This is a genomic window from Cytobacillus oceanisediminis, assembly GCF_003182355.1.
GTDB lineage: Bacteria > Bacillota > Bacilli > Bacillales > Cytobacillaceae > Cytobacillus > Cytobacillus oceanisediminis_A.
The window spans coordinates 161776-186898 of record NZ_QGTW01000003.1; the positions used below are offsets into that span (position 1 = coordinate 161776).

At 40.9% G+C, this 25123-nt stretch carries 23 protein-coding genes, 1 other RNA gene and 1 riboswitch; of the genes, 9 read left to right on the forward strand and 15 right to left on the reverse strand.

Translation table 11 applies throughout. From position 1 onward, the window contains the following. Positions 1 to 80 precede the first annotated feature (80 nt). Together DFO73_RS07515 and DFO73_RS07520 are read right to left on the reverse strand one after the other, a co-directional pair. Entirely contained in the window at positions 81 to 1391 is a 1311-nt protein-coding gene (locus tag DFO73_RS07515; protein ID WP_110064162.1) for a nucleobase:cation symporter-2 family protein, read from the reverse strand. Beyond that, complete coding sequence (locus DFO73_RS07520) at positions 1388 to 1990, reverse strand: xanthine phosphoribosyltransferase (protein WP_110064163.1); 603 nt, start codon at positions 1988 to 1990, stop codon at positions 1388 to 1390. Before DFO73_RS07520 ends, DFO73_RS07515 begins: the two co-directional genes overlap by 4 nt. A gap of 138 nt (positions 1991 to 2128) precedes the next feature. Then, positions 2129 to 2230, reverse strand: a riboswitch (purine riboswitch). 372 nt (positions 2231 to 2602) lie between these two features. Here DFO73_RS07520 and DFO73_RS07525 point away from each other — a divergent pair. From DFO73_RS07525 to DFO73_RS07535, 3 genes are read left to right on the forward strand one after another with little or no spacing between them, the layout of a single operon-like run. Further along, positions 2603 to 2752 (forward strand): cytochrome c oxidase subunit 2A, encoded by a 150-nt coding sequence (locus DFO73_RS07525; protein WP_110064164.1) that lies wholly within the window; start codon positions 2603 to 2605, stop codon positions 2750 to 2752. A gap of 23 nt (positions 2753 to 2775) precedes the next feature. Continuing rightward, the gene (locus tag DFO73_RS07530) at positions 2776 to 3252 is read left to right on the forward strand and encodes a cytochrome c oxidase subunit II (RefSeq protein ID WP_110064165.1); all 477 of its coding nucleotides are present in this window, start codon (positions 2776 to 2778) and stop codon (positions 3250 to 3252) included. Further along, positions 3252 to 4907, forward strand: a complete 1656-nt coding sequence (locus DFO73_RS07535) for a b(o/a)3-type cytochrome-c oxidase subunit 1 (RefSeq protein WP_110064166.1) — start codon at positions 3252 to 3254, stop codon at positions 4905 to 4907. Before DFO73_RS07530 ends, DFO73_RS07535 begins: the two co-directional genes overlap by 1 nt. Before the next feature lie 50 nt (positions 4908 to 4957). Here DFO73_RS07535 and DFO73_RS07540 read toward each other — a convergent pair whose 3' ends face one another. The 3 genes from DFO73_RS07540 to DFO73_RS07550 all read right to left on the reverse strand — a co-directional run bounded on the left by DFO73_RS07540 (position 4958) and on the right by DFO73_RS07550 (position 7873). Next, a complete protein-coding gene (locus DFO73_RS07540) occupies positions 4958 to 5878 on the reverse strand; it encodes a DMT family transporter (protein WP_110064167.1) in 921 nt (306 codons plus the stop codon). A 66-nt stretch (positions 5879 to 5944) separates the two neighbouring features. Next, positions 5945 to 7456: a carboxypeptidase M32 gene (locus tag DFO73_RS07545; protein ID WP_110064168.1), complete on the reverse strand. Its 1512-nt coding sequence runs from the start codon at positions 7454 to 7456 to the stop codon at positions 5945 to 5947. Between the two features lie 183 nt (positions 7457 to 7639). Beyond that, entirely contained in the window at positions 7640 to 7873 is a 234-nt protein-coding gene (locus DFO73_RS07550) for a DUF2249 domain-containing protein (protein WP_110064169.1), read from the reverse strand. A gap of 171 nt (positions 7874 to 8044) precedes the next feature. Between DFO73_RS07550 and DFO73_RS07555 the strand changes: the two genes are divergently transcribed. After that, positions 8045 to 9205 (forward strand): MFS transporter, encoded by a 1161-nt coding sequence (locus DFO73_RS07555; protein ID WP_110064170.1) that lies wholly within the window; start codon positions 8045 to 8047, stop codon positions 9203 to 9205. 327 nt (positions 9206 to 9532) lie between these two features. Here the strand turns inward: DFO73_RS07555 and DFO73_RS07560 are convergent, their stop codons facing one another. Further along, a complete protein-coding gene (locus tag DFO73_RS07560) occupies positions 9533 to 11899 on the reverse strand; it encodes a nitric-oxide reductase large subunit (protein WP_110064171.1) in 2367 nt (788 codons plus the stop codon). Between the two features lie 215 nt (positions 11900 to 12114). Between DFO73_RS07560 and DFO73_RS07565 the strand changes: the two genes are divergently transcribed. The 5 genes from DFO73_RS07565 to DFO73_RS07585 are packed head-to-tail and all read left to right on the forward strand — an operon-like array spanning position 12115 to position 14841. Then, positions 12115 to 12804, forward strand: a complete 690-nt coding sequence (locus tag DFO73_RS07565) for a Crp/Fnr family transcriptional regulator (RefSeq protein ID WP_110064172.1) — start codon at positions 12115 to 12117, stop codon at positions 12802 to 12804. 24 nt (positions 12805 to 12828) lie between these two features. Further along, positions 12829 to 13071 carry a DUF2249 domain-containing protein gene (locus tag DFO73_RS07570; RefSeq protein WP_110064173.1) on the forward strand — a complete coding sequence of 81 codons (243 nt, stop codon included), beginning with the start codon at positions 12829 to 12831 and terminating at the stop codon, positions 13069 to 13071. Further along, a complete protein-coding gene (locus DFO73_RS07575; RefSeq protein WP_110064174.1) occupies positions 13068 to 13274 on the forward strand; it encodes a DUF2249 domain-containing protein in 207 nt (68 codons plus the stop codon). Before DFO73_RS07570 ends, DFO73_RS07575 begins: the two co-directional genes overlap by 4 nt. Before the next feature lie 4 nt (positions 13275 to 13278). Then, entirely contained in the window at positions 13279 to 14529 is a 1251-nt protein-coding gene (locus tag DFO73_RS07580) for a hypothetical protein (protein ID WP_258309310.1), read from the forward strand. A 12-nt stretch (positions 14530 to 14541) separates the two neighbouring features. Next, positions 14542 to 14841, forward strand: a complete 300-nt coding sequence (locus DFO73_RS07585; RefSeq protein WP_110064176.1) for a metal-sulfur cluster assembly factor — start codon at positions 14542 to 14544, stop codon at positions 14839 to 14841. 42 nt (positions 14842 to 14883) lie between these two features. On the opposite strand, the gene DFO73_RS07590 is transcribed toward DFO73_RS07585, so the two are convergent. The 9 genes from DFO73_RS07590 to DFO73_RS07625 all read right to left on the reverse strand — a co-directional run bounded on the left by DFO73_RS07590 (position 14884) and on the right by DFO73_RS07625 (position 24838). Then, positions 14884 to 16818, reverse strand: a complete 1935-nt coding sequence (locus DFO73_RS07590; RefSeq protein ID WP_110064177.1) for an ATP-dependent DNA helicase — start codon at positions 16816 to 16818, stop codon at positions 14884 to 14886. A 242-nt stretch (positions 16819 to 17060) separates the two neighbouring features. Further along, positions 17061 to 17228 carry a hypothetical protein gene (locus DFO73_RS28530; protein WP_181395954.1) on the reverse strand — a complete coding sequence of 56 codons (168 nt, stop codon included), beginning with the start codon at positions 17226 to 17228 and terminating at the stop codon, positions 17061 to 17063. A gap of 85 nt (positions 17229 to 17313) precedes the next feature. Next, positions 17314 to 18453 carry a THUMP domain-containing class I SAM-dependent RNA methyltransferase gene (locus DFO73_RS07595; RefSeq protein ID WP_110064178.1) on the reverse strand — a complete coding sequence of 380 codons (1140 nt, stop codon included), beginning with the start codon at positions 18451 to 18453 and terminating at the stop codon, positions 17314 to 17316. 502 nt (positions 18454 to 18955) lie between these two features. Beyond that, an RNA gene (gene rnpB / locus DFO73_RS07600) (RNase P RNA component class B) lies at positions 18956 to 19345 on the reverse strand. 81 nt (positions 19346 to 19426) lie between these two features. Continuing rightward, on the reverse strand, positions 19427 to 19726 hold the full coding sequence (gene gpsB, locus DFO73_RS07605) for a cell division regulator GpsB (protein ID WP_110064179.1): 300 nt from the start codon (positions 19724 to 19726) through the stop codon (positions 19427 to 19429). A 77-nt stretch (positions 19727 to 19803) separates the two neighbouring features. Further along, positions 19804 to 20373, reverse strand: a complete 570-nt coding sequence (locus DFO73_RS07610) for a DUF1273 domain-containing protein (protein WP_110064180.1) — start codon at positions 20371 to 20373, stop codon at positions 19804 to 19806. Between the two features lie 186 nt (positions 20374 to 20559). After that, positions 20560 to 20946 carry a CotD family spore coat protein gene (locus DFO73_RS07615; RefSeq protein ID WP_110064181.1) on the reverse strand — a complete coding sequence of 129 codons (387 nt, stop codon included), beginning with the start codon at positions 20944 to 20946 and terminating at the stop codon, positions 20560 to 20562. 348 nt (positions 20947 to 21294) lie between these two features. Next, complete coding sequence (locus DFO73_RS07620) at positions 21295 to 22548, reverse strand: ribonuclease H-like domain-containing protein (RefSeq protein ID WP_110064182.1); 1254 nt, start codon at positions 22546 to 22548, stop codon at positions 21295 to 21297. Beyond that, positions 22538 to 24838 carry a DEAD/DEAH box helicase gene (locus DFO73_RS07625; protein WP_110064183.1) on the reverse strand — a complete coding sequence of 767 codons (2301 nt, stop codon included), beginning with the start codon at positions 24836 to 24838 and terminating at the stop codon, positions 22538 to 22540. Before DFO73_RS07625 ends, DFO73_RS07620 begins: the two co-directional genes overlap by 11 nt. Between the last annotated feature and the right edge of the window lie 285 nt (positions 24839 to 25123).

Consider the following 25123-nt stretch of genomic DNA (forward strand, 5'->3'; position numbering starts at 1 on the left):
CAGCGTCGGGAATTTTGAAAAATATCCCGATAGAATATTATATTGATTGCCGGTTTTATTGTGAATACAATTGCTATGAATTAAGATACCTTCTGCTCCGTGAAAGAAGCTGGCTGAACCTGCTTATTTCCTTTAAACACATTAAATACAAGATTTAAAATAATGGCCGTCATGCTTCCTGCCACAATCCCGTTATCCGTCAATATTCTAATGTTGGAAGGCATCTGGGCAAATAATTCCGGAACAGCAGTCACTCCCAATCCCATTCCGACAGAGCAGGCAATGATTAATAGATTCTCCTGAGATGAAAACTCCACTTTGCTTAGCATTTTAATTCCATAGGCAACAACCATTCCGAACATGGCAACCATCGCCCCTCCAAGTACCGGTGTTGGAATAATGGTAGTTAATGCTCCAATTTTCGGCACCAGTCCTAGCAGTACAAGGAATGCACCTGCTGTATAAATAACATTCTTTGTTTTTACCCCTGACAGCTGAAGGAGCCCGACATTTTGTGAATACGTTGTATAAGGAAATGCATTAAAAACAGCTCCAAAGATAATGGCAAGCCCTTCAGCACGGTAGCCATTTGAAAGGTCCTTTTCCTCAAGTTTCTCATCACAAATGTCACCGAGCGCAAAGTAAACTCCCGTCGATTCTACTAAACTAACCATTGCAACCAGAATCATTGTCAAAATGGCAGTCACTTCAAAAGTAGGCAAGCCAAAATAGAATGGAGCCGGCATGTGGAACCAGGAAGCCTTTCCAACTTCTGAAAAATTCACCATTCCCATAAAATAAGCAACAATTGTTCCTGCAGCCAATCCCAGTAAAATGGCAATGGCACGAATAAACCCTTTAAAGAAACGGAACAGCATAATAATGAACAGCAATGTTCCAAATGCCAGCGCAATGTTAGGCAGAGAACCAAAATCCGGACTTCCCTGGCCCCCAGCCATATTATTCATCGCTACGGGGATTAACGTAATTCCAATAATCGTTACCACAGACCCGGTAACAACTGGCGGAAAAAATCTGACAAGCTTACCAAAATACTTAGAAATAGCTACAACAAAAATTCCTGAGATAAGAATGGAGCCATAGATGGCAGATATTCCGTATTGGCCTCCAATAGCGATCATAGGTCCTACAGCAGTGAAGGTACATCCCAGGACAACTGGAAGGCCAATTCCAAAGAATTTATTGCGCCAAACTTGAAGGAGGGTTGCAATCCCGCACATGAAAATATCAATTGAAACTAAATAGGTAAGCTGTTCTCCTGTTAAGCCAAGGGCTCCCCCTACTATTAGCGGGACAATAACCGCGCCCGCGTACATTGCCAGCACATGCTGAATACCGAGTGAAGCAATTTTGATCGGATTCTGGTTCATCTCGTTAGTTCCTCCATTTTCTCTGATGAATTTTCAAAGTTGACCATACCGTTTTCAAGCGAGTCAAGAATTGCCAAAGATTCTACTCTGTAGCCCTTTTCCCGAAGCAGACGGCCGCCATCCTGAAACCCTTTTTCTATAACAATCCCAATTCCTGCAATCGAAGCATTTGCTTTCTCTGCTATTTCTGCGAGTCCCAGAGCAGCTTGTCCGTTTGCAAGAAAATCATCAATGATTAACACTTTATCCTTTTCATCAAGATACTTCTTGGACACAGAAATTTCACTGGTTTCTTGCTTTGTAAAAGAATAGACAGAAGCTGTAATCAGATCATTTACGAGAGTCAAAGATTTTCTTTTTCGGGCAAAAACAACCGGAACTTTCAATTGAAGCCCGGCCATAACAGCAGGGGCAATTCCGGAAGATTCAATGGTCAGTATCCTTGTAATCCCGCTGTCAGCAAATCGTTCAGCAAATTCTTTTCCAACCTCTTGCATAAGCAGCGGATCTATCTGGTGGTTCAGGAAGGAGTCTACCTTCAGTACTGACGATGATAAGACAATCCCTTCGTTCTTTATTTTTTCAATAAGCAGTTTCATTTTTTTCCCCCTCTGTAAATAAGAGCCTTAAAACACAAAAAGCCCAAAGACCATGCATCCACAACATAAAAATGAGTGAAGCAATGGCCTTCAGGCTAATGAAAAACTAAGCTGCAGGCAATTAGAGGTGGAATCCAACCCCGTACATTGCTCACTCATAGTCGGATCATTTACGGTAACCCGGTAGAAACTTGCAGGCCATATTCCTGCGATTATATGAGTGAATGTTATTAATTTATAAACATTATAACATCACCCATCATTTATTCAACCCAAAAATAAGCTAAAAAACGAACTTAATTAAATTTAACATATAAATCGTTCGCCATTTAATCATTTTATTTATTCTGTGTTAGTTCAAGGTTAATCATTTGCAAAGTTTTATACCCCTACAGAAGACCTAAGTTAACCTTCACATTTTTTTCACATTTCCAGCTTAGTTTTTGTGACATATATCACTGTAAAATCAATTTTTCACTATTACCATAGTAGTTAAGTAACGAATGAACAATTTGTGAACTCACGGAAAGCATCTAGAATCTTCCTAAATGTCTTGTATTATGAAACTGTAATCATTTACTTTTTCTAATTTTTCGAAGGGAGTGAAAGAAAATGGCGAAAACGGAACTCAGCCGCAAAACAAAAACTGAAATAGAGGATAGCTCTTCCTTAAAGGGAACGTTAGCTTCCGTTTTCTTATTAGGATTCTTCCTAGTAATTACATGGGTAGGCGTTTACTTATTATTTGTCAGTCGCTTTTAAAAGATAGAAAGGGGAAAAAAGCCATGCATATGCATAAGTTTGAAAAAGCCTGGCTCATCTTTGGAATCGGATCACTTCTGGTTTTTTTAACAGTGTTGGGTGTCAGCGCATTTTATCTAGGGAACCAGCCGCCAAGCTGTTTAGCAACAATTGACCCTGAAAAGGTTGATACTACCGCTCCATTCAATGAGCCTGGATTGAAAAAAGTTGAGGGTAAAGACTGGGATTATGAATTAGTTTTTGTAGCATCCGCATTTTCCTATAGCCCTGCTTCCGTAGAGGTTCCTTATGGAGCAAAAGTTAAAATTATTGCTACAACAAAAGACGTTGTCCATGGATTCGAAGTAGCGGGCTCCAATATCAATATGATGCTGGAACCTGGATATATCAGCGAACATATTACAACATTTGATAAAACAGGTGAATACTTAATTGTTTGTAATGAATATTGCGGTGTTGGACACCACATGATGTCATCTAAAATTGAGGTGGTGAAATAATGTTTAACCCTGCAGATAATCTAAAAGTAGACCGCCGTGACGGCAAATTGGCAATGGCTCACTTTTATGTAGCCTTTACTGCTTTGGCAATAGGAGGTTTGGCAGGTTTATTGCAGACTCTCGTTCGTTCTGGAAAATTCGAACTTCCTGCAGGAATCGGCTATTACCAAATTCTTACGGTTCACGGTGTTGTATTAGGACTTGTACTTACTACATTCTTTATTATGGGCTTCCAGCTCGCTGCAACAAGTAAAACATCAGGCACCTTTACGAAAAAGCAGCGTATAACAGGCTGGGTCGGCTTTTGGGTGATGACAGCAGGAACTGTTCTTGCCGCAGCCATGATTCTCTTAAATGAAGCAACTGTGCTTTATACCTTTTATGCCCCGCTTCAGGCACATGCATTGTATTACATTGGCCTGACACTGGTGATTGTGGGAAGCTGGGTTGATGGCGCGGCCATTATCATGAAATACGCTGAATGGAGAAGAAAAAATCCAGGACAGCCAAGCCCTCTTCTAACATTTATGTCTCTTGTTAATACAATGATGTGGATAGTCGCAACAATTGGTGTTGCATCAACTGTTCTATTCCAATTGCTGCCTTGGTCATTGGGCATTGTTGAAACCGTTAATATCGGAGTCAGCCGGACATTATTCTGGTACTTCGGACATCCGCTTGTATATTTCTGGCTATTGCCTGCCTATATGGCCTGGTATGTTGTTATCCCAAAAGTCATCGGCGGAAAGATTTTCTCTGATTCATTGGCACGTATGTCCTTTATTTTATTCCTGCTGTTCTCTATCCCGGTTGGTTTTCACCATCAATTAATGGAACCAGGAATCGATCCAGCATGGAAGTTTTTACAGGTTATTTTGACATTCCTTGTTGTTATTCCGTCTCTTATGACTGCCTTTTCCTTATTTGCATCGTTTGAAAGTTTTGGACGTGCAAAAGGTGCAACAAGATTATTTGGCTGGCTGAAGAAATTGCCTTGGGGCGATGCACGCTTTGTCGTTCCATTCATCGGAATGGTAACATTTATTCCTGCTGGTGCCGGCGGTATCGTTAATGCCTCCCACCAGATGAACCAGGTAGTCCATAATACGATCTGGGTTACAGGACACTTTCATTTAACTGTAGCAACATCCGTTGTACTAACATTCTTTGGAGTTTCCTATTGGCTTATACCGCATTTGACTGGCCGCAAACTAACAAAAGCTATGAATAAATTAGGCATCATCCAGGCTGTCATTTGGTCCATTGGCATGACTTTCATGTCAGGTGCCATGCATGCTGCCGGATTGCTTGGCGCTCCACGCCGTTCATCTTACTCTGAGTACGGCGGAGCAGCACAGGCCGCAGAATGGATTCCATATCAAGTTGCCCAGGCGATTGGCGGTTCCATCCTATTCCTTGGCATCATCTTAATGCTTTACATCTTTATTAATCTAGCTTTCTTTGCACCTAAAGGAGAACAGGAATTTCCTGTCGGAGAAGCGGCAGATAAGGCTGAAAAAGCTCCAATGGTATTTGAAAACTGGAAACTATGGCTGGGAATTACGTTTGTACTGATTCTGTTTGCTTACACCATTCCATTTATTGACTTAATTCAAAACGCTCCTCCCGGGGCTAAAGGATATAAGCTCTGGTAAATAGGCAAGAGTATATGAAAAAATCTCCGGTCCCTCAGGATCGGAGATTTTTAATGTTCCAGTTTTTGTGATTCGGAAATAATGCCAGTGTTTTTTCTTTTTGAAGGAAGGTTTACAATAACAACCGAGCTAAGTATTAAAAGTGCACCGGCAATTTGTATGATACCGAGGCTTTCACCATAAAGAGAAACTCCCAATAGCATCGCAACAACCGGTTCAACCGTCGCAATTACAGCCGCTTTGCTTCCCTCTGTCTGCTCAAGGCCCCATGTGTATACAAAGTATGCCAGAACAGTTGGAATAGAACCTAAGCCAATACTGAGCAGCAAAACATCTGCAGATAGAAATAGTTCAGCTTTTGTCCATAATCGGGTCACTGGAATTAGAGCCGCTGCTGCGACCAGAAAAGTATAAAGCGTTATCGTAAAAGGATTGTATTTTCTTAATGCAAATTTGCCAAAAATGGTATAAAGTGCATAACCGAGACCTGATCCTAACCCGGTCAAGATTCCCAGGAATGTAATTTTGCTGTCTCCTGCGGTCAGTCCCGCAATAAGAATACAACCCATAATTGTACCAGCCACTGCGGCAATTTTTTTAATATCCACCTTCTCCTTTAAAAACAGGAAGGACATAACAGTAACAAATGCAGGAGCTGTGTAGAGCAGAATGACCGCCATCGAAACATTGATCTGATTTATCGTTGTAAAATAACAGAAATTAAAAAATACAATGCTTAAAATACCGGTTCCTGCAAAAAGCCGAATGTCCACCGGGGTTTTCAGCTTTAGCTGGTTTCTATAGCGCGCGAAGCCAATCATAATTAGGAAAAACGCAGCAGAGATTACTCTTATTGCAACAATTTCCATAGCCGTAAATCCGTATTCTCCCAATCCCTTAACGAAAATGGCGATAATCCCCCAAAGGCTTGCTCCAAAGGCAATCATTAAATATGGGAATATTCTCTTCATAATTTACTCTCCATGAATAAGGAGGATGGCACAAGTGCCACCCTCTTAATATTTTTAAAGGTTATTTTAGTTCAACTGGTACACTTTTCCGTACTTATCATACAGATAATCAACCAGATATTGTGCATTAAGACCTTCGCCTGTTACATCATTTAAAATTTCCAGCGGTTTTTTCATTTTGCCGTAGTGGTGTACATTTTTTGTAAACCATTCCTTGATTGGCAACAGGTTTCCTTCTTCAACCAGTTTATCATAGTCAGGCAAATCCTTTAATATGCTATTTTTCAGCTGTGCTGCATACATATAGCCCAGAGCATAGGAAGGGAAATAGCCGAAGCTTCCGCCTGCCCAATGAACATCCTGAAGAACGCCCTGTGCATCGTTTTCAGGCTTTACGCCAAGGTATTGTTCATACTTTTCGTTCCAGATCTTAGGAAGATCTTTGACTTCAATCTCGTCATTAAATAAGCCTTTTTCAATTTCATATCGGATAATGATATGAAGCGGATACGTTAATTCATCTGCTTCAATACGGATCAATGATGGCTTGGATTCATTAATCGCACGATAGAACCCATCTAAAGACACTTCATCAAATTGTCCGCTTGCATATTCTTTAAGGAGCTGATAATTCTTTTTCCAGAATGAATAGTGGCGTCCGACAAAGTTTTCGTAGAATAGAGACTGAGATTCATGGATTCCCATTGATGTTCCTGTACATAATGGAGTCCCCACAAGATCAGCAGAAATGTTCTGCTCATATAACGCATGGCCTCCTTCATGGATGGTGCCAAATACAGCAGTACGAAAGTCCTCTTCATCATACTTTGTCGTTACACGGACGTCACCAGGGTTTAAACCAATAGCAAAAGGGTGGACGGTTTCATCAAGGCGCCCTGCTTTGAAGTTATAGCCCATTTGCTTTAGAATTTCAAGGCTGAAGCCCCGTTGTTTATCCTTAGCGAAATGTTCAAATAAAAAGCTTGTTTCCGGCTTGTTCTGAGACTCTGAAATTTGCTGGACAAGCGGTACAATTTTTTCGCGTAATTGCCCGAAAACCTTATCAAGCGTTTCAACTGTAACACCAGGCTCATACATGTCCAATAGTGTATTATATTTATTTCCTTCATATCCCCAATAACCAACGAAACGTTTGTTCATATCTACAAGCTTTTCCAGGTATGGGCGGAACATATCAAATTCAGAGTTCGCCTTTGCCTCTTCCCAGATGCTTTCCGCTTTGGACTGAAGAATGACATATTCCTTGTATTCTTCTGCAGGGATTTTTTTGTTCCGATCGTAATCTTTTTTGCATTCTTCCAGGGTCTTCAAGGTTACTTCCGAAAGATTTCCCTTGCCTGAAAGCTTTGCTATGTATGCTGCCATTTCCTGTGAAGTTGACATCCTGAACACTTCTGAAGAAATCATTCCGATTACCTCAGAGCGCTGTTCCACTCCCTGTTTCGGAGCCCCTGTGCGAAGATCCCAAAACATTAGGGATAATGCTTCATTATATGCAGTCATTTTTTTTACATAATCCATGAATTGGCGTTCTGTCTCTTTTAGTGCTTCTGTCACAATTCTTCACCCCTCTTAATCTAATACAAAACCATTTTATCACATTTTTCTGAAAAGGCAGTCTTCATTTTCTAATTCTTTCATTCTTATATTTTTGCATTACTCAGCTTATCTGAAAAAAGAAAAAACAGGCACCGTTATAGCTGGTGCCTGCCTTTCAGGGGAATGCTTTCAATAATTTTTTTATTTTTTGCCTATTGCTACTCTCCACGTTTCCGGGCCCTCTTCAATATACGCCCAAGTGAATTGATCTTCTCGTTCCATCATAAACTGATACCGAAGAGGACGAGGGTCGTGGTCGTTGACTATCTGCATAAATTCTCCCTCTTTTAGTGAATCAAATGTGCTGAAAATAACTGGATGCTTATCTTTTGGCGGATAGTCAGGGGCAATGACCGTTCGGGCAAATTCTCTCATATCTTTCTCCCTCCTGTTCTTTTCTTTACACTTTTATTTTAATGGGGCAGGTCTAAAAGATTAGTGAACCGTATCACAGCTATCCTATGATATTTACCGTTTTTCTTTTTAACCTTCTAGTTAAAGAGTTATAATGGTGTAAAGTGAACTATTCCCAGGAAGAGAGTTAGTATGAGATATTTTATTTTCTTCATTGTAATTGTGGCTTTTATAGATACATTTTCACAGCTGCCCATCATGAGTCCCTTTGCCAAGTCTATTAGTCCGTCACCAGCTTTTATTGGATTAATTGTCGGTATGTATTCATTTTCGAATATGATCGGCAATGTTTTGGCCGGTTATTGGATTGATAAAAGCGGTGCAAAAAATGTCCTGGTATCGGGACTTGCTTTAACAGGATCCATTTTGGTGCTGTACCCACTTGTTGGTACCCCGATGCAATTAATTGCCATCAGATTTCTCCATGGCCTGTTCGGAGGCTTTCTTGTTCCAGCAGCATTCACAGTCATCGCAAACCGCGGAAAATCAAATAAACAAGGCAAAGCGATGGCTTTATCAGGTGCGGCCGTAGGAAGCTCAGCCATAATGGGGCCTGCATTTGGTGCTGTTGTCGCCTCCAAATACAGCGTAGATTGGGTATTTCTAATTATTGCCGCAACAATGATCAGCAGCGCTGTCTTTGCTTTTACTTTTTTGACATCAAAGCGCAATGAAGAAGCGAAGCGGACTGATGCCCATTCAGAGAGACTTTTGCCTTTAATGAAGGAACCGATGCTTGCTGTAAGCTATGCCGGAGCTTTTTCGCTTATGTTTGCACAGGGAACACTTGCCTATCTTCTGCCCTTACAGGTTGAGAACCTGCAATTCAATTCTATTTTCAGCGGAATTTTGTTAAGTACCTTTGGAATGACTGCTATCCTTATTTTTCTTTTGCCTATCAATAAAATCTTCGATAAGTATAAGCACCAAAACACAATGATGACAGGCATGATTATTATAGGCATGGCACTTATTCTTCTGAGTTCAGCTTCTTCTCTTGCCTATATGTTTTTCTGTATGGTCCTATATGGTACAGGGTTTGCCCTGCTATTCCCTTCAATTAATGCTCTTATTGCAAAATATACGACAGAAAAAACAAGAGGAAAGGCATTTGGACTCTTTTATGCATTCTTTTCGTTAGGTGTTGTTGCGGGTTCCACATTTTTGGGTGTATTGGGCGTATCATTTAGAGATGGATTTGCTATAGCTGCAGTAGTCTTACTGTTTACCGTTTGTGCCATGCACCTTTATTTTAGGAAAAACAGCACATCATTTTTAAAAAGCCAGGAGTGAATGAATATGAGAGAATTAATAGGCAGCTGCTGCGTTTGCGGTAAACAGCTGTATTGCCTGGACGGCTTTTTCAACGGGATATACACCGAAAATAACGAAACCATCTGTTTTGATTGTTCGGAGGAAAGGGAAAAATCCGCAGAGTGACTATCTGCGGATTCTTCTTTATGCTTATAACAGAGTTTATATCTCTAAACTTTGATAACTGTCTAGCTTGGGCACCCTATCGACTCGACGTGCTTCCCTCACCTCTTCTACGATAAATCATTGTCCTGTGGGCCTCAGTCCACCACGCTCCGTTGATGGGTAAGGGTGCCTGCGCTTTTCTTATTCATCATCATCGGTGCTAAGATCTCTAACAGGAAGAGGTTCAATTTCCTTATGAGTTACTTTACGCAGATTGAACATAGCCTTTATTGAGAAAAGCACTAGTGCAACAACACCAACAAGGAAGATGGTATCCGGCACGGATCTTAAAGTTAATAAAGATTGGATAATATCCTGCTTTAAAAAGTCTGCTGAGCGTGAAGCAGCATAGCCGTTCACATAAGCTTCTTTCATTTGCAGGAATCCGACTGGAAGCAGGGAAGCAAAAACCATTCCAGCAAGCCCCACATTCAGCATGATGCAGCTGAATTTTAGCCATTTGTCGTTCCATTTCTCCGGTTTGACAATATTTCGTAAAGAGTAAAGCAATACTGCTATTGCAAACATGCCGTATACACCCATCATGGCTCCGTGACCATGTGCCGGGGTTAGGAATTGCCCATGCTCAAGGAAGCTGACAGCTGGCAGATTAATCAGGAAGCCTAATACTCCCGCACCAACCAGGTTCCAGATTGCTACAGAAATCAAGAACCAGAAAGTAGCTTTATAAGGAAAGTCTACACCGCCATCTCTCATCATTTTATATTGGTCATATGCTTCAAGAATCAAAAGAGTCAATGGAATAACTTCAAGTGCTGAGAATACTGCTCCCAAGCCGATCCAAATTTCAGAAGAGCCATTGTAATAGTAATGGTGTCCTATGCCAATAACACCGCTGCCAAGCAGCAAAATTAGCTGGAAGTAAAGAGCTTTAACAGTTGAGCTCTTAGTTACAAGCTTCATTTGTACTAATAGGAATCCAATAACTACCACAGCGAATACCTCAAAAATACCTTCTACCCACAGGTGAATGATCCACCAGCGCCAGTAATCGGCAAAGGTAAAGCTCGTATCCGGATTCATTAAAAACGCGAACAGGTAGAAAAATGGTACAGCTATCGCTGCGTAGAATAAAAGGTGAATCAAACCGCCTTTATCATTCTCGCGCTTTAACCCGCTCTTAATTCCACGGTATACAATGAACAGCCAGATTAACATTCCTGCAGCCAAAACTCCCTGCCATAAACGGCCAAGCTCCAAATATTCCCACCCCTGATGTCCGAGCAGGAACCACTTGTTTCCTAAGTAACCATTTGCTCCAAGCCATTGGCCTATCATGCTTCCCCCAACTAGGACAACAAGTGCCCAGAACAGGATATCAACAAGAAGTCCTTGCTTTTTCGGTTCATGTCCGCCTACTAATGGTGCAACAAAAATACCCATGCCGAGCCAAGCTGTTGCAATCCAGAAGATGGCAAGCTGCAGATGGTAGCCTTTAGCAATATTGAATGGAAGAATATCATGGATCCACTTGATGCCAAAGAAGCTGTCAGGTTCGACATAATAGTGGGCAAGCAATGCACCAAACATGGCCTGGACAAAAAATAGAACAGTTACAATTAAGAAATACTTTCCGGACTTTAATTGAGAAGAAGTTACCGGAAGTTTCGCTAAATCAATTCGAGGGAAATTTCCGTCTCTATATGCCTCTTCCATTCCCAAATGATAGCGGTAAAATACAAACAGGATAAGCCCGACAAACAGAATCAGTACTGTAACACTTGCACCGCTCCACCAAATGGCAGAGAAGGACATTTCATTGCCTGCATCCTCGTAGTAAGGCCAGTTATTCGTATAAGTAATATCATCATTAATTCGTTCCGTACTGGAAAGCCATGCTGTCCAGAAAAAGAAATCAGAAATCTGCTGGATTTGGTCTCCTGAAGCAACATAAGCTCTTTCCTCAGCAGGCATATGTTCTTCCTTGATTAATTCCGCTTTTAATCCCCACCCGTCACCCTCGGTAAAGACTTTTCGATAGAACTCTCCTACTTTTTCATACCCATATACCTGTGCAGCTGTTATCACCATTGTATCTGAATCAGGGTCGTATCTATTTTCCCGCATTTCTCTTTTTACCAGGTCCCTAATTACGGTTTGTTCCTCACCGGTAATCTCATCAAACGGCTTTCCAAATTTTTCTTCAGCCCTAAAATCCTGCATGCCCTCGGTGTAAACGGTTAAGGCTTCAGCTGTGTAGTCCGGACCCATATAGGAACCATGGCCAAGCACAGTACCATAATCCATCAATCCGTACTTCTGGAAAACCGCCTGGCCTCCCATGATCGTTTCCTTTGTAAGAATAACCTCTCCCTTTTCATTTGTTACCTCAAGCGGCCGTGGGGCCTGCTCCTTAAAGATCCAATAACCTCCCATCAAGAGAACTGTAAAGCTGGCAATTATGGTGAAAATAAGAATGGATTTTAATAGTGCATTTTTATTTCTTTTCACCACTTTATTAATAGGTGTACCACGGTTGACTTCCATTGTTTTCGCTTCCTTTCTGTTTGAGTACTCTTTGATTCTATTACTCTTTTTAAAGTGTTTTTGTGAGAAACCTCATTAATAGGCTGTGATTTTTCACACTATTTGAGAAAGAGAATCATAAAATTTCTTTCTATATGATGCAGCTCACTTATTGCAATAGCTACAGCTGTTAAACTGAGAGCAAATAGACGTAATCGTACTGGAAGGTGATCTAATTGAGAAAAGAGGAGATTGAAAAGAGGATAGGCAGTGTTCCTTTATTTAAAGAACTCAATAGAGAAGAGCTGTCTCCAATTGTTGAAATAGCCCAGACACGTTTCTATAAACAAAAGATGTATGTATTTATGCAGGGTGATCCTCTGGATCGGGTATTTTTTCTTCATTCAGGCAAAGTAAAAATATATAAAACTGACTTGTCCGGGAGGGAACAAATCGTTTCAGTTCTGGAAGCTGGTGAGATGTTTCCGCATGCAGGCTTCTTTAGAAAGGGCCTATATCCGGCACATGCAGAAATTATGGAGGAAGCACAGCTGGCTGCAATTCCAATTGACCGCTTTGAACAAATTCTTATTTCTTACCCTGAACTTTGCATAAAACTCTTTAAAGTGCTTGGTGAAAAGATTATTGATTTACAGAATCGGCTTGAGGAACAAATTCTCCATAATACACATGAACAAATCATCATGCTTTTATTAAGGCTTTGCAAAACCAATGGCGTAAAAGCCGATGAGGTCTATAAGATCACCACCCACTTTACAAACAGAGAGCTTGCCAATATGATTGGCACTTCTAGAGAAACCGTAAGCAGAACCATTAACCATCTAAAGAAAAAGGGTTATCTTGCAACAGATGAATCAGGTTATTTCTTAATCGACCGCAGCCAGCTGAAAGAACAAATTATTTAGGAATTTCTATAAGGAGGATTAACAATGGAGAATAAAATAGTTGAGCTTGATGTAAGAGAGGATTTAAAAAATAAACTGGAACCGTTCCAGAAAATAATGACTGCCATAACAGAGCTTGATTCGAATGATGTCTTTATTCTGCATACCCCCTTTAAGCCTGTGCCTCTTTTTGGAGTGTTAAAAGCAAAGGGTTTTGAACACAAAGCTGAAGAGATTGAAAAAAAGCATTGGAAAATAACTTTTACCAAGAGGAGTGAATCATTATGAAACTGGATAACCGGGGACTTGAGCCACCCCAGCCAATGATGAGGACTCTTGCAGCCCTTGAAAGCCTTTCCGGCGATAAAACCTTATTAATTATCAATGACAGGCGCCCAATGTTTCTTTATGAACAGCTGGATGAATTGGGTTACGAGCATGAAACCACTGAACAAAATGATGGAAGTTTTTTAATAGAAATTAAGAAATAAGCAGGTGATCCCATTGCTTACAAATACAAAAAGTGAAACGAATATTAAACTCCCTTTTTCATTTATATTATTCAGCATGTTTAGTTTAATCGGATCCCTTTTCTTTATACTTTTTCAGGGAGACTTCATTATTAAAGGCCAATTCCGAGTACCGGGAATCTGGTCGGCTGCCCACCTATTTGTATTGGGATGGGCGTTAATGGCGGCAATGGGAGCCATGTATCAGCTTGTTCCGGTGGCCTTTCTAACACCAATATGGAATGAAAAATTCGGGTTCATCCAATTTGGAATAACAGCTTTTGGCATCCTGTATTTTGCCCATGTCCTCTTTTACAGCCCGCAGGATGCCCTGCTGCCTGGCCTTATTACATTAACAGGGATTATGATGTTCCTGCTGCAAATGCTGATGACATTAAAAAAACAAGCAAAGCCCAATGTACTGACTCTCTTTGTGGGAACCGCCCTGGCCACCTTGTTCACAACAATCTTACTGGGCATTACGATGGTAATCAGCATGAAGACCGGCTATGCTTCTGATCACTACCAAGCTATCTTTAAAAGCCATTTGCTTCTTGGGACAGCAGGCTGGTTTACACTATTAATCTTTGGTTTTTCCTATAAAATGGTGCCGATGTTTTCCTTGTCTCATGGTTATAGCATGAAGCCGGCGAAATATGTTTTTGCCTTTTATGGAGCGGGATTAGCGCTGTCATTTATCGCATTATTTGCAGAACAGAATTTGCTTTTCACTGCAGGATTGCTCGTTCTTGCGGGCGGGTTCACTTGCTTTGCCTGGCATTTGCAGCAAATCTTAAAGAAAAGAATAAAGAAGAAACTTGATTATTCCTTCCGTTTTGCTCTGCTTGCAATTCCTGCCGGATTAATGATCCATTATGCAGCCTTCGCAAACTCGCTTTTTGGCAATTTTGAAAACACTGCAGGATTCTTAATTTTTGCATACCTGATGCTTTGGGTGGCTTTAAGCATCTTCGGCTATCTATTTAAAATTGTTCCTTTTCTATGGTGGACATGGAAATACAGCAAGGAAATCGGCAAACGGAGTGTACCTTCACTTAAAGATATGATGGATGACAAAGCCTCGATCCCTGTTCTCTCTATCCTTATCCTGGGTGTCTTGGGTGTGACGGCTTCCATCATATTTGAAAACAACGTCTTATTCTTAACTAGCCAGATGATGGTGTTGGGTGCATGCCTTAGTTTCAGTTTTTTGATTATAACAGTTATTAAAAAATAGGAGGAGATTTCCATGAACTTAAAAGATTTAGTGCTAACTAACTTAAAAAGAGTAATGGATCCGGAGCTTAATATAAATGTAGTTGATTTGGGGCTCATTTATGAAGTGGACTTCCCTGAAGATGGCAAAGCTTTAATAACGATGACCCTTACAACACCTGGCTGTCCGCTACATGACAGTATAGTCAGCGGCGTAAAATACTGCATCGAAGAGCTGGAGGAATTTTCTTCTGTTGATGTTAATCTGGTCTGGGAGCCTGCATGGACACCTGAAAATATGACGCCTGAAGGAAATAGACTCTTAAGGGGATAAAATGAAAAAAAGCGCCCAAAATTCTTGGGCACTTCTTTTATTTTATATCTGTTTGCTTAAGGAAGCTTTCGTCGGCAAAACCTTTTTAATCATCTCAAGCACTTCGGGGTTTTCATTTTCATTTACTAAAATATGAACAGTACCTTTATCTTCATGGGTTCTGATTAACCTTCCAATTCCCTGTCTTAATCTTAAGATCATATATGGCAGATCAACCTCCCTGAATGGATCGGCTGCCCCTTCTCTCTTTGCAGTAAATACCGGATCATGCGGAGGGAACGGCAGACCAAAAATAATCACGTTTTCCAGAGATCTTCCCGGTATGTCGAGACCTTCCCATAAGTTAACGGAGCATAGAACAGATTGCTCGTCATTTTGGAAGTTTGACACCAGTGTGCTGATTTCCGCATCTCCTTCGAAAAAGAACGGGACATCCATTTTACCGGCAGCATAAGCTTTAAATTCTGCCAAATCTGAACGATTTGTGAACAGCACCAAAGCTCGTCCTTCAGATTTCCTGATTTGCCCAATCGTATATTCCATTTTTTCAGCTGCTTCATCCTCTGCAAATTCCGGCATGCTAATGGACATGTTTTCTTCATAGTCAAAAGGAGATTCTACTGTGAAGGATAAATATTCATTCACACCAAGACTTTTGGCCATATAATCAAACGATTTATTTTCAGACAATGTTGCCGATGAGAAAACAAAAGGCTTGTTCTGTGAAAAAACTTCCTCCCTCATAATATCCTCGACCATTCTAGGCATTATCACCAGGGTTCTTTCACCATTATGGTCTTCAAACCAAGTAATTCCCTTTAAATCTTTAAGGAACAGGGACAGTGAGTATGAGATTTGCTCAAGGTATTCTTCGACGATTTTTAAATCATAGTCGTTAATGACATACATTTCACTTTCAAAAACCAGTTCCTCTTCAAGGCTGCTTATTAAATCCTGCAGCTTTCTTCCTTCTCGCATGACATCAGCCGTTTTTTCAATAGCTTTCTTGTCTGAGCCTGTTTCTGCGGAAACAGACATTGCAAGCGTTAAGAAGAAATGCTCATTTTGGTAAATAGCATCTTCAATGATATTCAAGGTTTTTTCCCGTACATCATTCGCCATCAGCCTTGTTAACAGAGATTCAAGTATTTGCTCAGTGAAGCGATAGGTTAGTGCCTTCTGGGAGGCATATTCCAGTAAATGCCCCTCATCGAAAACAACACAAGAACTTTCCGGAAGCAGCGGCAGCTGTCCTTCCCTTTTTCTAGATTCCTTTGTCCAAATGTGTTCCATGTAAAAATCATGTGAACAAATAATCAAGTCATTCGCACTCCGGTAATATTCCCGATGCAAGGTTTGGCCGCAGCGGTGGCGTTTTTCACAAGTAAAACAATCCTGTATTGAGTCCCATGCAACATTTGCCCAATGCTCATCTGGCAAGTCTGGATAATCCTTACGATCACCATACCTCTCAAATTTTTGCATAGAGGAACCAGTTTGGACAAAGTCAGGAAGCTCATCAAAAATGCGGTTATAATGATCATGAACATCGTTTGCCACAAGCTTGTCCAGCTTATTTAAGCATAAGTATTGATCGCGCGATTTAGCCAGCCTTACATCGATATTCAACCCCAATGCTTTTTCAAGCTTCGCAATATCGCCTTCCTTTTTAACAAGCTGCTCGATCAATGTTTCATCCGCGCATGCGATAATGGCCGGCTTATTTATGTACCTTGCATAGCTGATTGCATATAGTAAATAAACAATCGTCTTCCCAGTTCCCACACCTGCTTCTGCAAAAATAACCTTCTTGTCTTTAAAAGCTTTTTCAAGCTGAAAAGCCATAAATATTTGCTCATCCCGTATTTCAAAACCTGCTTCAGGCAATATATCGTAAAAAACATCCCCGATCCACTCGCTTAACTTCTCGTAAAAAGATTCGCTCTTGGACACGGCAAAAGGCATTCGGTTAGACATGATACCCCTCCGTAAATAAAAAGTTAAAGCGTCTAATATTGCTGACGCCGTTATTGCGGTTATATCATTATTTCAATTTTTTGCTGTTTATAAACAAATGAACATCATACAATTTTATCGCAAATATGGCAACTGTCAAGAATAATACCATTCCAAGATAGTGGGTAGTTTCCCGTCGGAAATTCAAAAAAAAGCAGGGGTGCTTTTACAGCCAGCCCCTGCCGTTCTTCATGTTTTATTCTTTAGTTAATGCGAGACATAGAAAATGACAATGCCTGCTGCAGTTCGTCCTGCGCATTTCTAAGACTCTCCAGAGCCTCAGCCGAAGAATCACCTTCTCCTTGAATTGCTTCCATTGTTCCGTTCAGCGCCTGTGAAATTTTATGAAAATCAATATTTGAATGCTTCATTGCCATCCCTCCTGACAGAATTAGATAAGTATAGTCTATTCAAAAACAGGAGGTTTTATGCTTTTTGGCTTCTAAAAGGAAAAGCTTATTTGTTTCTTGGCGGCCTTTTGCCCCAATACTGATAATAATCGGTCCGGATAAAACCGTTAAAGAGCTTGCGTTTCTTCGTTGCAGGTTTTCCAAAATGAGTCTCAAATTCTTCATCAGAGGTCATGATATAGATCGACCATGTATCAAGAGGGGCAAAGGCTTTGCCCATTTCGGCATACATTCTCTGCACAGCCGCCTTCTCTCCAAGTCTTTCGCCATAGGGCGGATTTCCGACAATCACTCCATATTCCTTAGTGGTCGTGAAATCTCTTACCTGCATTTGTTTAAAATTAATGAGTTCTCCCAAGCCGGCTTCAAAAGCGTTCTCTTCGGCTATTTTCACCATTCTGTGATCAATATCGGCTCCGGCGATATCCAGAGGCTGATCATAATTTGCCAAATCCTCAGCTTCGTATCTGGCATCCTCCCAGACTTTTTCAGGAATCCAGTGCCATGCTTCTGATATAAATTCACGATTAAAACCAGGTGCAATATTTTGGCCGATCAATGCAGCTTCAATTGGAATCGTGCCGGATCCGCAGAAAGGATCCACGAACGGCTTGTCCGGAGTCCAATTTGTCAGCATCACCAAAGCGGCTGCAAGAGTTTCCTTCAGCGGTGCTTCCCCCTGGCCAGCACGGTATCCCCGTTTATGCAGACCGCTTCCGCTGGCATCAATCGTCAATAATGCCACATCTTTATGAAGTGCCACTTCTATTTTAAATAGAGGCCCATTCTCTTCAAGCCAGCCTGTTTTTTTATATTTCGTTCTTATCCGTTCCACAATTGCTTTCTTAACAATGGCCTGGCAATCAGAAACAGAAAAAAGTTTCGATTTTACAGATTTGCCCGAAACGGGAAACTCGGCGTTTTCCGGCATGTAATTTTCCCAAGGCAGAGATTTTGTTTTTTCAAAAAGCTCATCAAAGCTTGTTGCTTTGAATTCGCCTACTTTTATCCGGACTCTGTCTGCTGTTCTTAACCATAAGTTAGAACGGACAATAGCCGTTTCATCTCCCTTGAAAGTAATCCTCCCGTTTTCAACTTCGCACTCATATCCTAGATCTCGCACTTCTTTCGCTGCCAAAGCTTCAAGACCCATTGCGGTCGTTGCGATCAAATCATATTTAGACATAATTTCACCCTTACTTTAAAAATTGTTCTTCTGATATGTACACTATTAAGGAATTAGTATATGTGATTATCATATAAAGTATATATGTTTATTCGCGTGACCGCAATGGAGGCACCTGGTGCTGACCGTGGACCATATAGATTAGTATGGTAAGCATTTGTTTGCTGGAACGGAGCAAATAATTTCAACAACATAATTTTTACTTGGATTGTGCATTCGGCGATGGAATTGACGCATTTCCCCATTGCTTGATCGTATAATCAGCCTGCGACGACGCAATTATCGTTTAACGGCACATTTATTTCCTTTTATCAACGTAATCAGCGGTGGGATTCGTGCATTCCCCCCTTGGTTGGACAAAAACGGGGTAAAGCAATTATTTGCTAACGCTACACAATAAGCTGTCTGTATACCTTACTATCATTCAGCTGGTTAAATAAAAAAGCTCTCCTTAAAAAGGAGAGCTTGAATATATAACACTCATACTGTCTCACTAATAACGTTCTGTAAGCCATGTTTTGTACCATAGTACTGCAAGCGACTAATGTCTCGTACTCAGGTGGTAATCATCTATCTACAGGCGTTTGCCTGTCCTTCCCGTTGTTCATTTCCTCAGGGAAAGTGCCCCTACCATCATTTGGGTTTCTCGCTCGCGGGGTTTACCTCGTTCCACCCTTTTCATTTCTGAAAAGGCTACGTCACTGTGGCACTTTCAAGGTATTCATGCCATATCCCGAAGGACTTAGGCATTTTCCCTGCCGTCAGCCGAGCATACGCCCGACTGCCCTAGCTTATGAATTCGCTAGGCACGAACACTACAAGCATCTCAGCCTGTGCGAGCATGGACTTTCCTCTACAATATGAAAACATATTGCAGCGATTACCCGAACGCTATTAATGATCACAAAGATTATTATATGAAATCTCTGTTGAAATAGCAATGGTTTTAAATAGGAAAAACTGAGAATCCCTGTCAATCATACAACTTGCTGCCAAAAACGTGCTTTTCCAGGTTGGACAATCTTTTTAAAATGTCAAAATTAGTTGTGCCGGCAGTTTGTGCGGCTGGCCGGCGTGAAGCTTCTTCAACCTGCTTCTTTAATCTCATATTTTCCTGCTGAAGATCTTCAATTTCCTGATGGAATGCTTCATAGTCTTTTATAACCAAGTCTAAAAATTTATCTACATCCTCAGGTTTATAACCGCGCATAGCTGTTTTAAACTCTTTTTCCAAAATATCTTTTGCCGTTAATTTAATTTTATCGGATAGCATTACACTCACCTCGGTATATCGCCAATCATCATTATTATTTTTTCAAAAATATAAACTTTTGTCAATTTATCAATGCGCTATTCAAACATATCTCGCTGTGACAATTGTTCTTCCTCTACAATCAATTGTAAATCATAAAAGGTGATTAGTCTAATTTCATATTCATTTTCTTCTTCATATTTTTGGGCGGTTTCATATAGATATTTGGGACTGCCCTCTTTTTCCGAATCATAAAATAGAAGGAGCACATCGCTTTTATTAACAAGAAAATGATTTTTAAGCCTGAACTGCTGCGGGTTTTCATATGGTTTCCGGGATACGGAGTCAACAAAATCAGCCTGCACAAGTATGGATTCATACCATTCTTTATTAGTTTCCTTCCATGATGCCTCCTGTTCCAAAAAAGGAGTAATGACTGCAAGCTTCAGTTCCGAGTACCCTTCCAGCTGAAGGTCAAAAACAACTTCAGCAGCCCATAGCTCTGTTCCAAGCTGGCCGCTGATGATTACCCATTCCAGCCCATCGTCAAGCAAAGAAAGCAAACTTTTCTTTATTGCAGTTTTTATGTAACCGACCGCGGGATCATCGTTCTTGAATATTCCAACCTCAAATGGTTTATACCCTGAAACAACTGCTACTTTAGACAAGATGCAAAACTCCTTAAAACATTTCTGGCTAATAATTTATTTGTGCTGGGTGTTTTCCTCCAAAGAAGTTTATTCTTATAGTATGCGCTTAAACTGATAATTTTTCCAATAAAAAATATAGTTCTGTACGTTATTGATTTATACAGAACCATAATATAAAGAACAAGGGCATATAGCCCTTGTTCTTTATCTTCCGTAAAAACTTGGCCCTTGCTTAGGTCCCATTCCCGGGCCAGTTGAAGCTCCAGCTACTCCTGTTCCTGGGCCACCGTAACCAGGGCCCATTCCCATCCCAGGTCCCGGACCTCCAAATCCTGGTCCCATTCCTGGACTATATGCTCCTGCTACACCTGGTCTTGGCCCCACATTTACATTGGAGGTTGTAACCTCATTCACAACTGATTGGGTATGAGGATAAGAATGCTGATTCTCATAATTAGTGTGGTTTACATGTGTATGATGTGTAGGATGAATGTGCGGAACCACTACGTTTTGGAACGAATGAGTCACACAGCATTTTGTCGGATGAACAACAGCAGGCATAACCTGCGATGGTCTTGGTCTGCAATGCATGTAAAGATCCCCTTTCTAAATTGTATTTACATTAACAACCTATGTAAGAAAGGGGATTCTTGTACTAATGAAAATACCTAATTTAGCTTAGATTTATAGGTTTTTGTTTAGAGCATACTGTAAAAACTGTCTTTTAAGTTGGAAAAAACGATTGCTGTAGTGAAAATTACAAGGAAGAATAAAACTAAAATTGCTTTATACATATTACCAGCCTCACTATATATTATTCCTAAAAAAGTACCACACAGCTACTTATTTTACCGCTTACAAGAGGTACAGACAACTAGGAAATAGTGGATTTTTTTGTCTGGATTATTAAAATTTTGTTACAAATAAAATTGTAATCAATTAAATGCTTTTTCTGTTCAGGCGTTCAAGCCTCTTTTCAAGTTCTTCCTCTTTTATACTTATTTTTTCCTTTTCTTTTCCAGAGGTTTTTCCGTATAGCTCTAGGGCTTTTTCTGCAAATACAATTGCCTGGTCGATATCTTTCAAACGATGTTCGTAGATTTTAGCCAGCTCAATGCAAGAAATCAGCTTTGATTTCAGGCTGCCTCTGTCTGCTATGCTTTTCCATAATCTTGCCGCTTCAGCCCAGTTTTTATGTTTCTTATGCTCAAACGCCAATGCAAATCTTGCTTCCAGGGCTTCTTGGGTTTCGCCATCGGAAATTTTATTGAATGCTGTTTTTGCTTCTGTTGATTCTCCCAATGAAGAAAGCCATCGACCTACCTCAAAAACCTCGCGGGGCGTTTGCCTATCGTCAAGCCGCAATATTTGAAAAGATAGATGTGTATATAAGCTGATCAGTGATAAAATATCAATTTCGTTATGTTTAATAATCCCGAGCATGCCTTCAGGGTTTTTCCTTTCAACGAAGTCAAAATAAATCATGGGAGCGAGAAAGCCTGGAATATCATCTTTTCGTTCAATACCCAAAACATCTTTTTCAACTGCCGTCAGCTTTATTCTCTCAAGCTTATGCTTCCACATTCTCCTTGCAGCATGGTATAAATCAAAATGCCCGAATGGAGGCAGTTTTGGTACATGTTCCCTAATCAGGGTATGCCTCGTTTTAACCTGGGGCCAGTCGAAAGCTTTCCCGTTATAGGTCACCATCGTCGAATAATCAATACTTTCGAGAAAGCTCTTATATAAAGGAATCTCGGCACCTGGATGCGGGAGAATATGCTGCTTTAATTTTACTTTATTTCCTTTAAGGCTGGCTTGTCCGAGAAGAAAAATAGAATTCCCAGCCCCTCCACCCAAGCCTGTTGTCTCTGTATCAAAGAAAAAAATATTTTCCGGATCATGGCCGGCGGCAGACAGCGGGTGCCTGATACTTGAAGAATTCCATGCCTCCACTGCGGCAGCAAATTGGCCAAATGAATAAATGCCATGCTTTTGATCGAGACTATATTCCTTCTCCCTTACAAGGCAATAGGAATCTTCAAAGTAAAATGGATAGACGCCATCCTTTTCCCAATCCTCTTTATAAGGCACTTCTATACTGGGTTCCTCTTTCTTAATAGGAGCAGGCTTAATGCTATTGTGAGTGCCAAGGTGACTTTTTAGCCTGTTCAGCTTATTTTTAATGGACAATGTTATCACCTTCACTGCTTGCCGCATTTTTAAAGGAGGCAAGAATCCTAAGCACATCTTTTTTTGCTGTTTCAGAGGAAGTATCCGTACCAATGCAGGAAGGGCAGCCATGTTCACAAAAACATCTGCTGACCATTTCCATGGTTTCATGCATAATGTGTTCAACTCCCCCAAATATCTTCTCGCTTAAACCCACGCCGCCAGGGTACCGGTCATAGAAAAAGATCGTCGGTTTTTCATTATGGGCAGCCTTTACTTGAGGTACCACATGAACGTCCTGCGGGTCGCACATAACAAACAGAGGGACAATATGCTTAAGCGCATGCGCTGTTCCAATAAGGCCCTGCTCAAGCCGATCCTGTCTAAACTTTAAGGATTCTTCCTTTAAGGATAACCAGGTTGAGCTTGTGTGGAGCTCCTCTTCAGGCAGCGTTATTGGACCGGACCCTATATTTTCGTGAGTTTCAAACTTTATTTTTTTAAAAATTGTTGCCATCGCCACAACACTTACATCTCCAAATCCTATCTCGCCAATGGAAGAAATCCTTGATTTATCCTGTTCGAGGACCTTCAGTTCAACTGCCAGGTTCGCATCTGTGAAATAGTCGACATCCACCTCGCGGACGAAGGCTTTTTTCTCTTCCCAGTCCAGCATTTCTACTTGAAATTGTGTCCCTTGATGGAGATAGATGGCTTCTTCATGAAGAAGGGTCATCGCAGAAAAACGATCCATTTCGCCTATTACCTTTACATTGGCTACATCAGACTGGTCAATAATGACCACATTCTCCTGGGAAGCTGAACGGAGACTGATATTATGGGCAGGAAAAGAGTCATTCATCCAGTAGAATTTATCTCCATTTTGATGGAGAACTCTTTCCTCTTCCAGGTATTCCAGAACCTCTTCCGTTTCAAAAGTGCCAAAACGCTCTCCAACATTAAATGGAAGCTCATAGGCTGCACATTTGATATGATCCACTAAAATAATGAGGTTGTCCGGGTTTATTCGCGCAGTCTCAGGGCTTTTATTAAAAAAGTAATCAGGGTTTTGGATGACGTATTGATCCAGTGGGCTTGAGCTTGCAACCATGATGACAAGCGATTCGTCATGCCTTCTTCCTGCACGCCCAGCCTGCTGCCAGGAGCTGGCAATCGTACCCGGATATCCGGTCATGACACATACCTGAAGCTGTCCTATATCCACACCAAGCTCTAGGGCATTAGTACTTACAACACCATATATATCCCCTGACCGAAGCCCTTTTTCAATTTCGCGCCTTTCGGTTGGCAGATAGCCACCCCTGTAGCCTCGAATGGCTTTAGGGCCAAGCTTATGTTTGACAAGTTCCTGCAGATAGGACAGCAGAATCTCAACCCTGACCCGGCTTCTTGCAAACACAATGGTCTGTATTTTATTTTTCAGGAGCTCCCCTGCAAGCTTTCTCGCCTCCAGGGTGGCACTCCTCCTGATATTCAGCGGTTTATTGACAATAGGCGGATTGTAAAAAACAAAATGCTTTTTCCCGCTTGGTGCCCCATTATTATCGACCAGTTTGACCGGCTTTTCCGTTAGCTTCTCTGCAAGCTCAAGCGGGTTTGCAATTGTCGCAGAAGTACATATAAAAATCGGATCACTTCCATAGAACCGGCAAATTCTCCTTAGACGGCGAATTACATTTGCCACATGGCTTCCGAATACTCCTCTGTAAATATGGAGTTCGTCAATTACTACGTATTTAAGATTCTCAAACAAAGAAACCCATTTTGTATGATGGGGCAATATTGCCGAATGCAGCATATCTGGATTTGTAATGACCACATGGCCAGCCCTCCGTACCTTTTGCCGGATGTTGGCTGGGGTATCTCCATCATATGTATAGCTATTTATATTCAATCCCGATTCCTGAATAATTTCATTGATTTCACTTTTTTGATCCTGTGCCAGTGCTTTTGTCGGAAACATATAAAGAGCCCGCGCGTTTTGATTATCCACAATCGTTTGAAGCACAGGAAGGTTATAGCACAGTGTTTTACCGGAGGCAGTCGGTGTAACCGCTACAAGGCTTTGCCCCTTCATCGCAGTTTGGTAAGAGGTTTTTTGGTGAGTATAAAGCCTCGTAATCCCTCTCTTTAACAACGCATCCTTTAAGGATGAATGAATGTCATCAGGAAGCTCCGCTGTTTTTGCTTCTTTTTCCTCAATTGTATGCCAATGAACGATATTTTCTTTGTAATGGTGTTCAGAAATGAGTTCCTGCATTATTTCAGGCAGATTTTTGCGTACTTTCATCTTTTTTCACCTCATATCCTTATTCTAGCGAATAAACGTTCGTTCTAACAGAAGAAACTCGTAAATTCCATTAACTTTTACTGGAAATCTATTTAACTAACATTCTTTTTTTGGCTTAAAAGGATCCTTTTACGTATAGAAGATTAGATATATATAACCCTTTTCCTTGCTGCCGGCTCGCATATCTATGCGAGCCGTTTTTTATAAGGCCAGCCAAGGAAAACTCATCCTCTTCTGAAAATGCCAGACAAGACTTTATTTATATAAATGTGTATAAAACTTTTT

What these genes read in the sequence shown, in the direction of transcription:
- DFO73_RS07540 (WP_110064167.1), bottom strand. Translation starts at nt 5,878, where the DNA reads ATGAAGAGAATATTCCCATATTTAATGATTGCCTTTGGAGCAAGCCTT.
- DFO73_RS07520 (WP_110064163.1), bottom strand. Translation starts at nt 1,990, where the DNA reads ATGAAACTGCTTATTGAAAAAATAAAGAACGAAGGGATTGTCTTATCA.
- DFO73_RS07550 (WP_110064169.1), bottom strand. Translation starts at nt 7,873, where the DNA reads ATGAGAGAATTTGCCCGAACGGTCATTGCCCCTGACTATCCGCCAAAA.
- DFO73_RS07615 (WP_110064181.1), bottom strand. Translation starts at nt 20,946, where the DNA reads ATGCATTGCAGACCAAGACCATCGCAGGTTATGCCTGCTGTTGTTCAT.
- DFO73_RS07575 (WP_110064174.1), top strand. Translation starts at nt 13,068, where the DNA reads ATGAAACTGGATAACCGGGGACTTGAGCCACCCCAGCCAATGATGAGG.
- DFO73_RS07570 (WP_110064173.1), top strand. Translation starts at nt 12,829, where the DNA reads ATGGAGAATAAAATAGTTGAGCTTGATGTAAGAGAGGATTTAAAAAAT.
- DFO73_RS07595 (WP_110064178.1), bottom strand. Translation starts at nt 18,453, where the DNA reads ATGTCTAAATATGATTTGATCGCAACGACCGCAATGGGTCTTGAAGCT.
- DFO73_RS07625 (WP_110064183.1), bottom strand. Translation starts at nt 24,838, where the DNA reads ATGAAAGTACGCAAAAATCTGCCTGAAATAATGCAGGAACTCATTTCT.
- DFO73_RS28530 (WP_181395954.1), bottom strand. Translation starts at nt 17,228, where the DNA reads ATGAAGCATTCAAATATTGATTTTCATAAAATTTCACAGGCGCTGAAC.
- gpsB (WP_110064179.1), bottom strand. Translation starts at nt 19,726, where the DNA reads ATGCTATCCGATAAAATTAAATTAACGGCAAAAGATATTTTGGAAAAA.
- DFO73_RS07535 (WP_110064166.1), top strand. Translation starts at nt 3,252, where the DNA reads ATGTTTAACCCTGCAGATAATCTAAAAGTAGACCGCCGTGACGGCAAA.
- DFO73_RS07525 (WP_110064164.1), top strand. Translation starts at nt 2,603, where the DNA reads ATGGCGAAAACGGAACTCAGCCGCAAAACAAAAACTGAAATAGAGGAT.
- DFO73_RS07555 (WP_110064170.1), top strand. Translation starts at nt 8,045, where the DNA reads ATGAGATATTTTATTTTCTTCATTGTAATTGTGGCTTTTATAGATACA.
- DFO73_RS07585 (WP_110064176.1), top strand. Translation starts at nt 14,542, where the DNA reads ATGAACTTAAAAGATTTAGTGCTAACTAACTTAAAAAGAGTAATGGAT.
- DFO73_RS07560 (WP_110064171.1), bottom strand. Translation starts at nt 11,899, where the DNA reads ATGGAAGTCAACCGTGGTACACCTATTAATAAAGTGGTGAAAAGAAAT.
- DFO73_RS07515 (WP_110064162.1), bottom strand. Translation starts at nt 1,391, where the DNA reads ATGAACCAGAATCCGATCAAAATTGCTTCACTCGGTATTCAGCATGTG.
- DFO73_RS07530 (WP_110064165.1), top strand. Translation starts at nt 2,776, where the DNA reads ATGCATATGCATAAGTTTGAAAAAGCCTGGCTCATCTTTGGAATCGGA.
- DFO73_RS07590 (WP_110064177.1), bottom strand. Translation starts at nt 16,818, where the DNA reads ATGTCTAACCGAATGCCTTTTGCCGTGTCCAAGAGCGAATCTTTTTAC.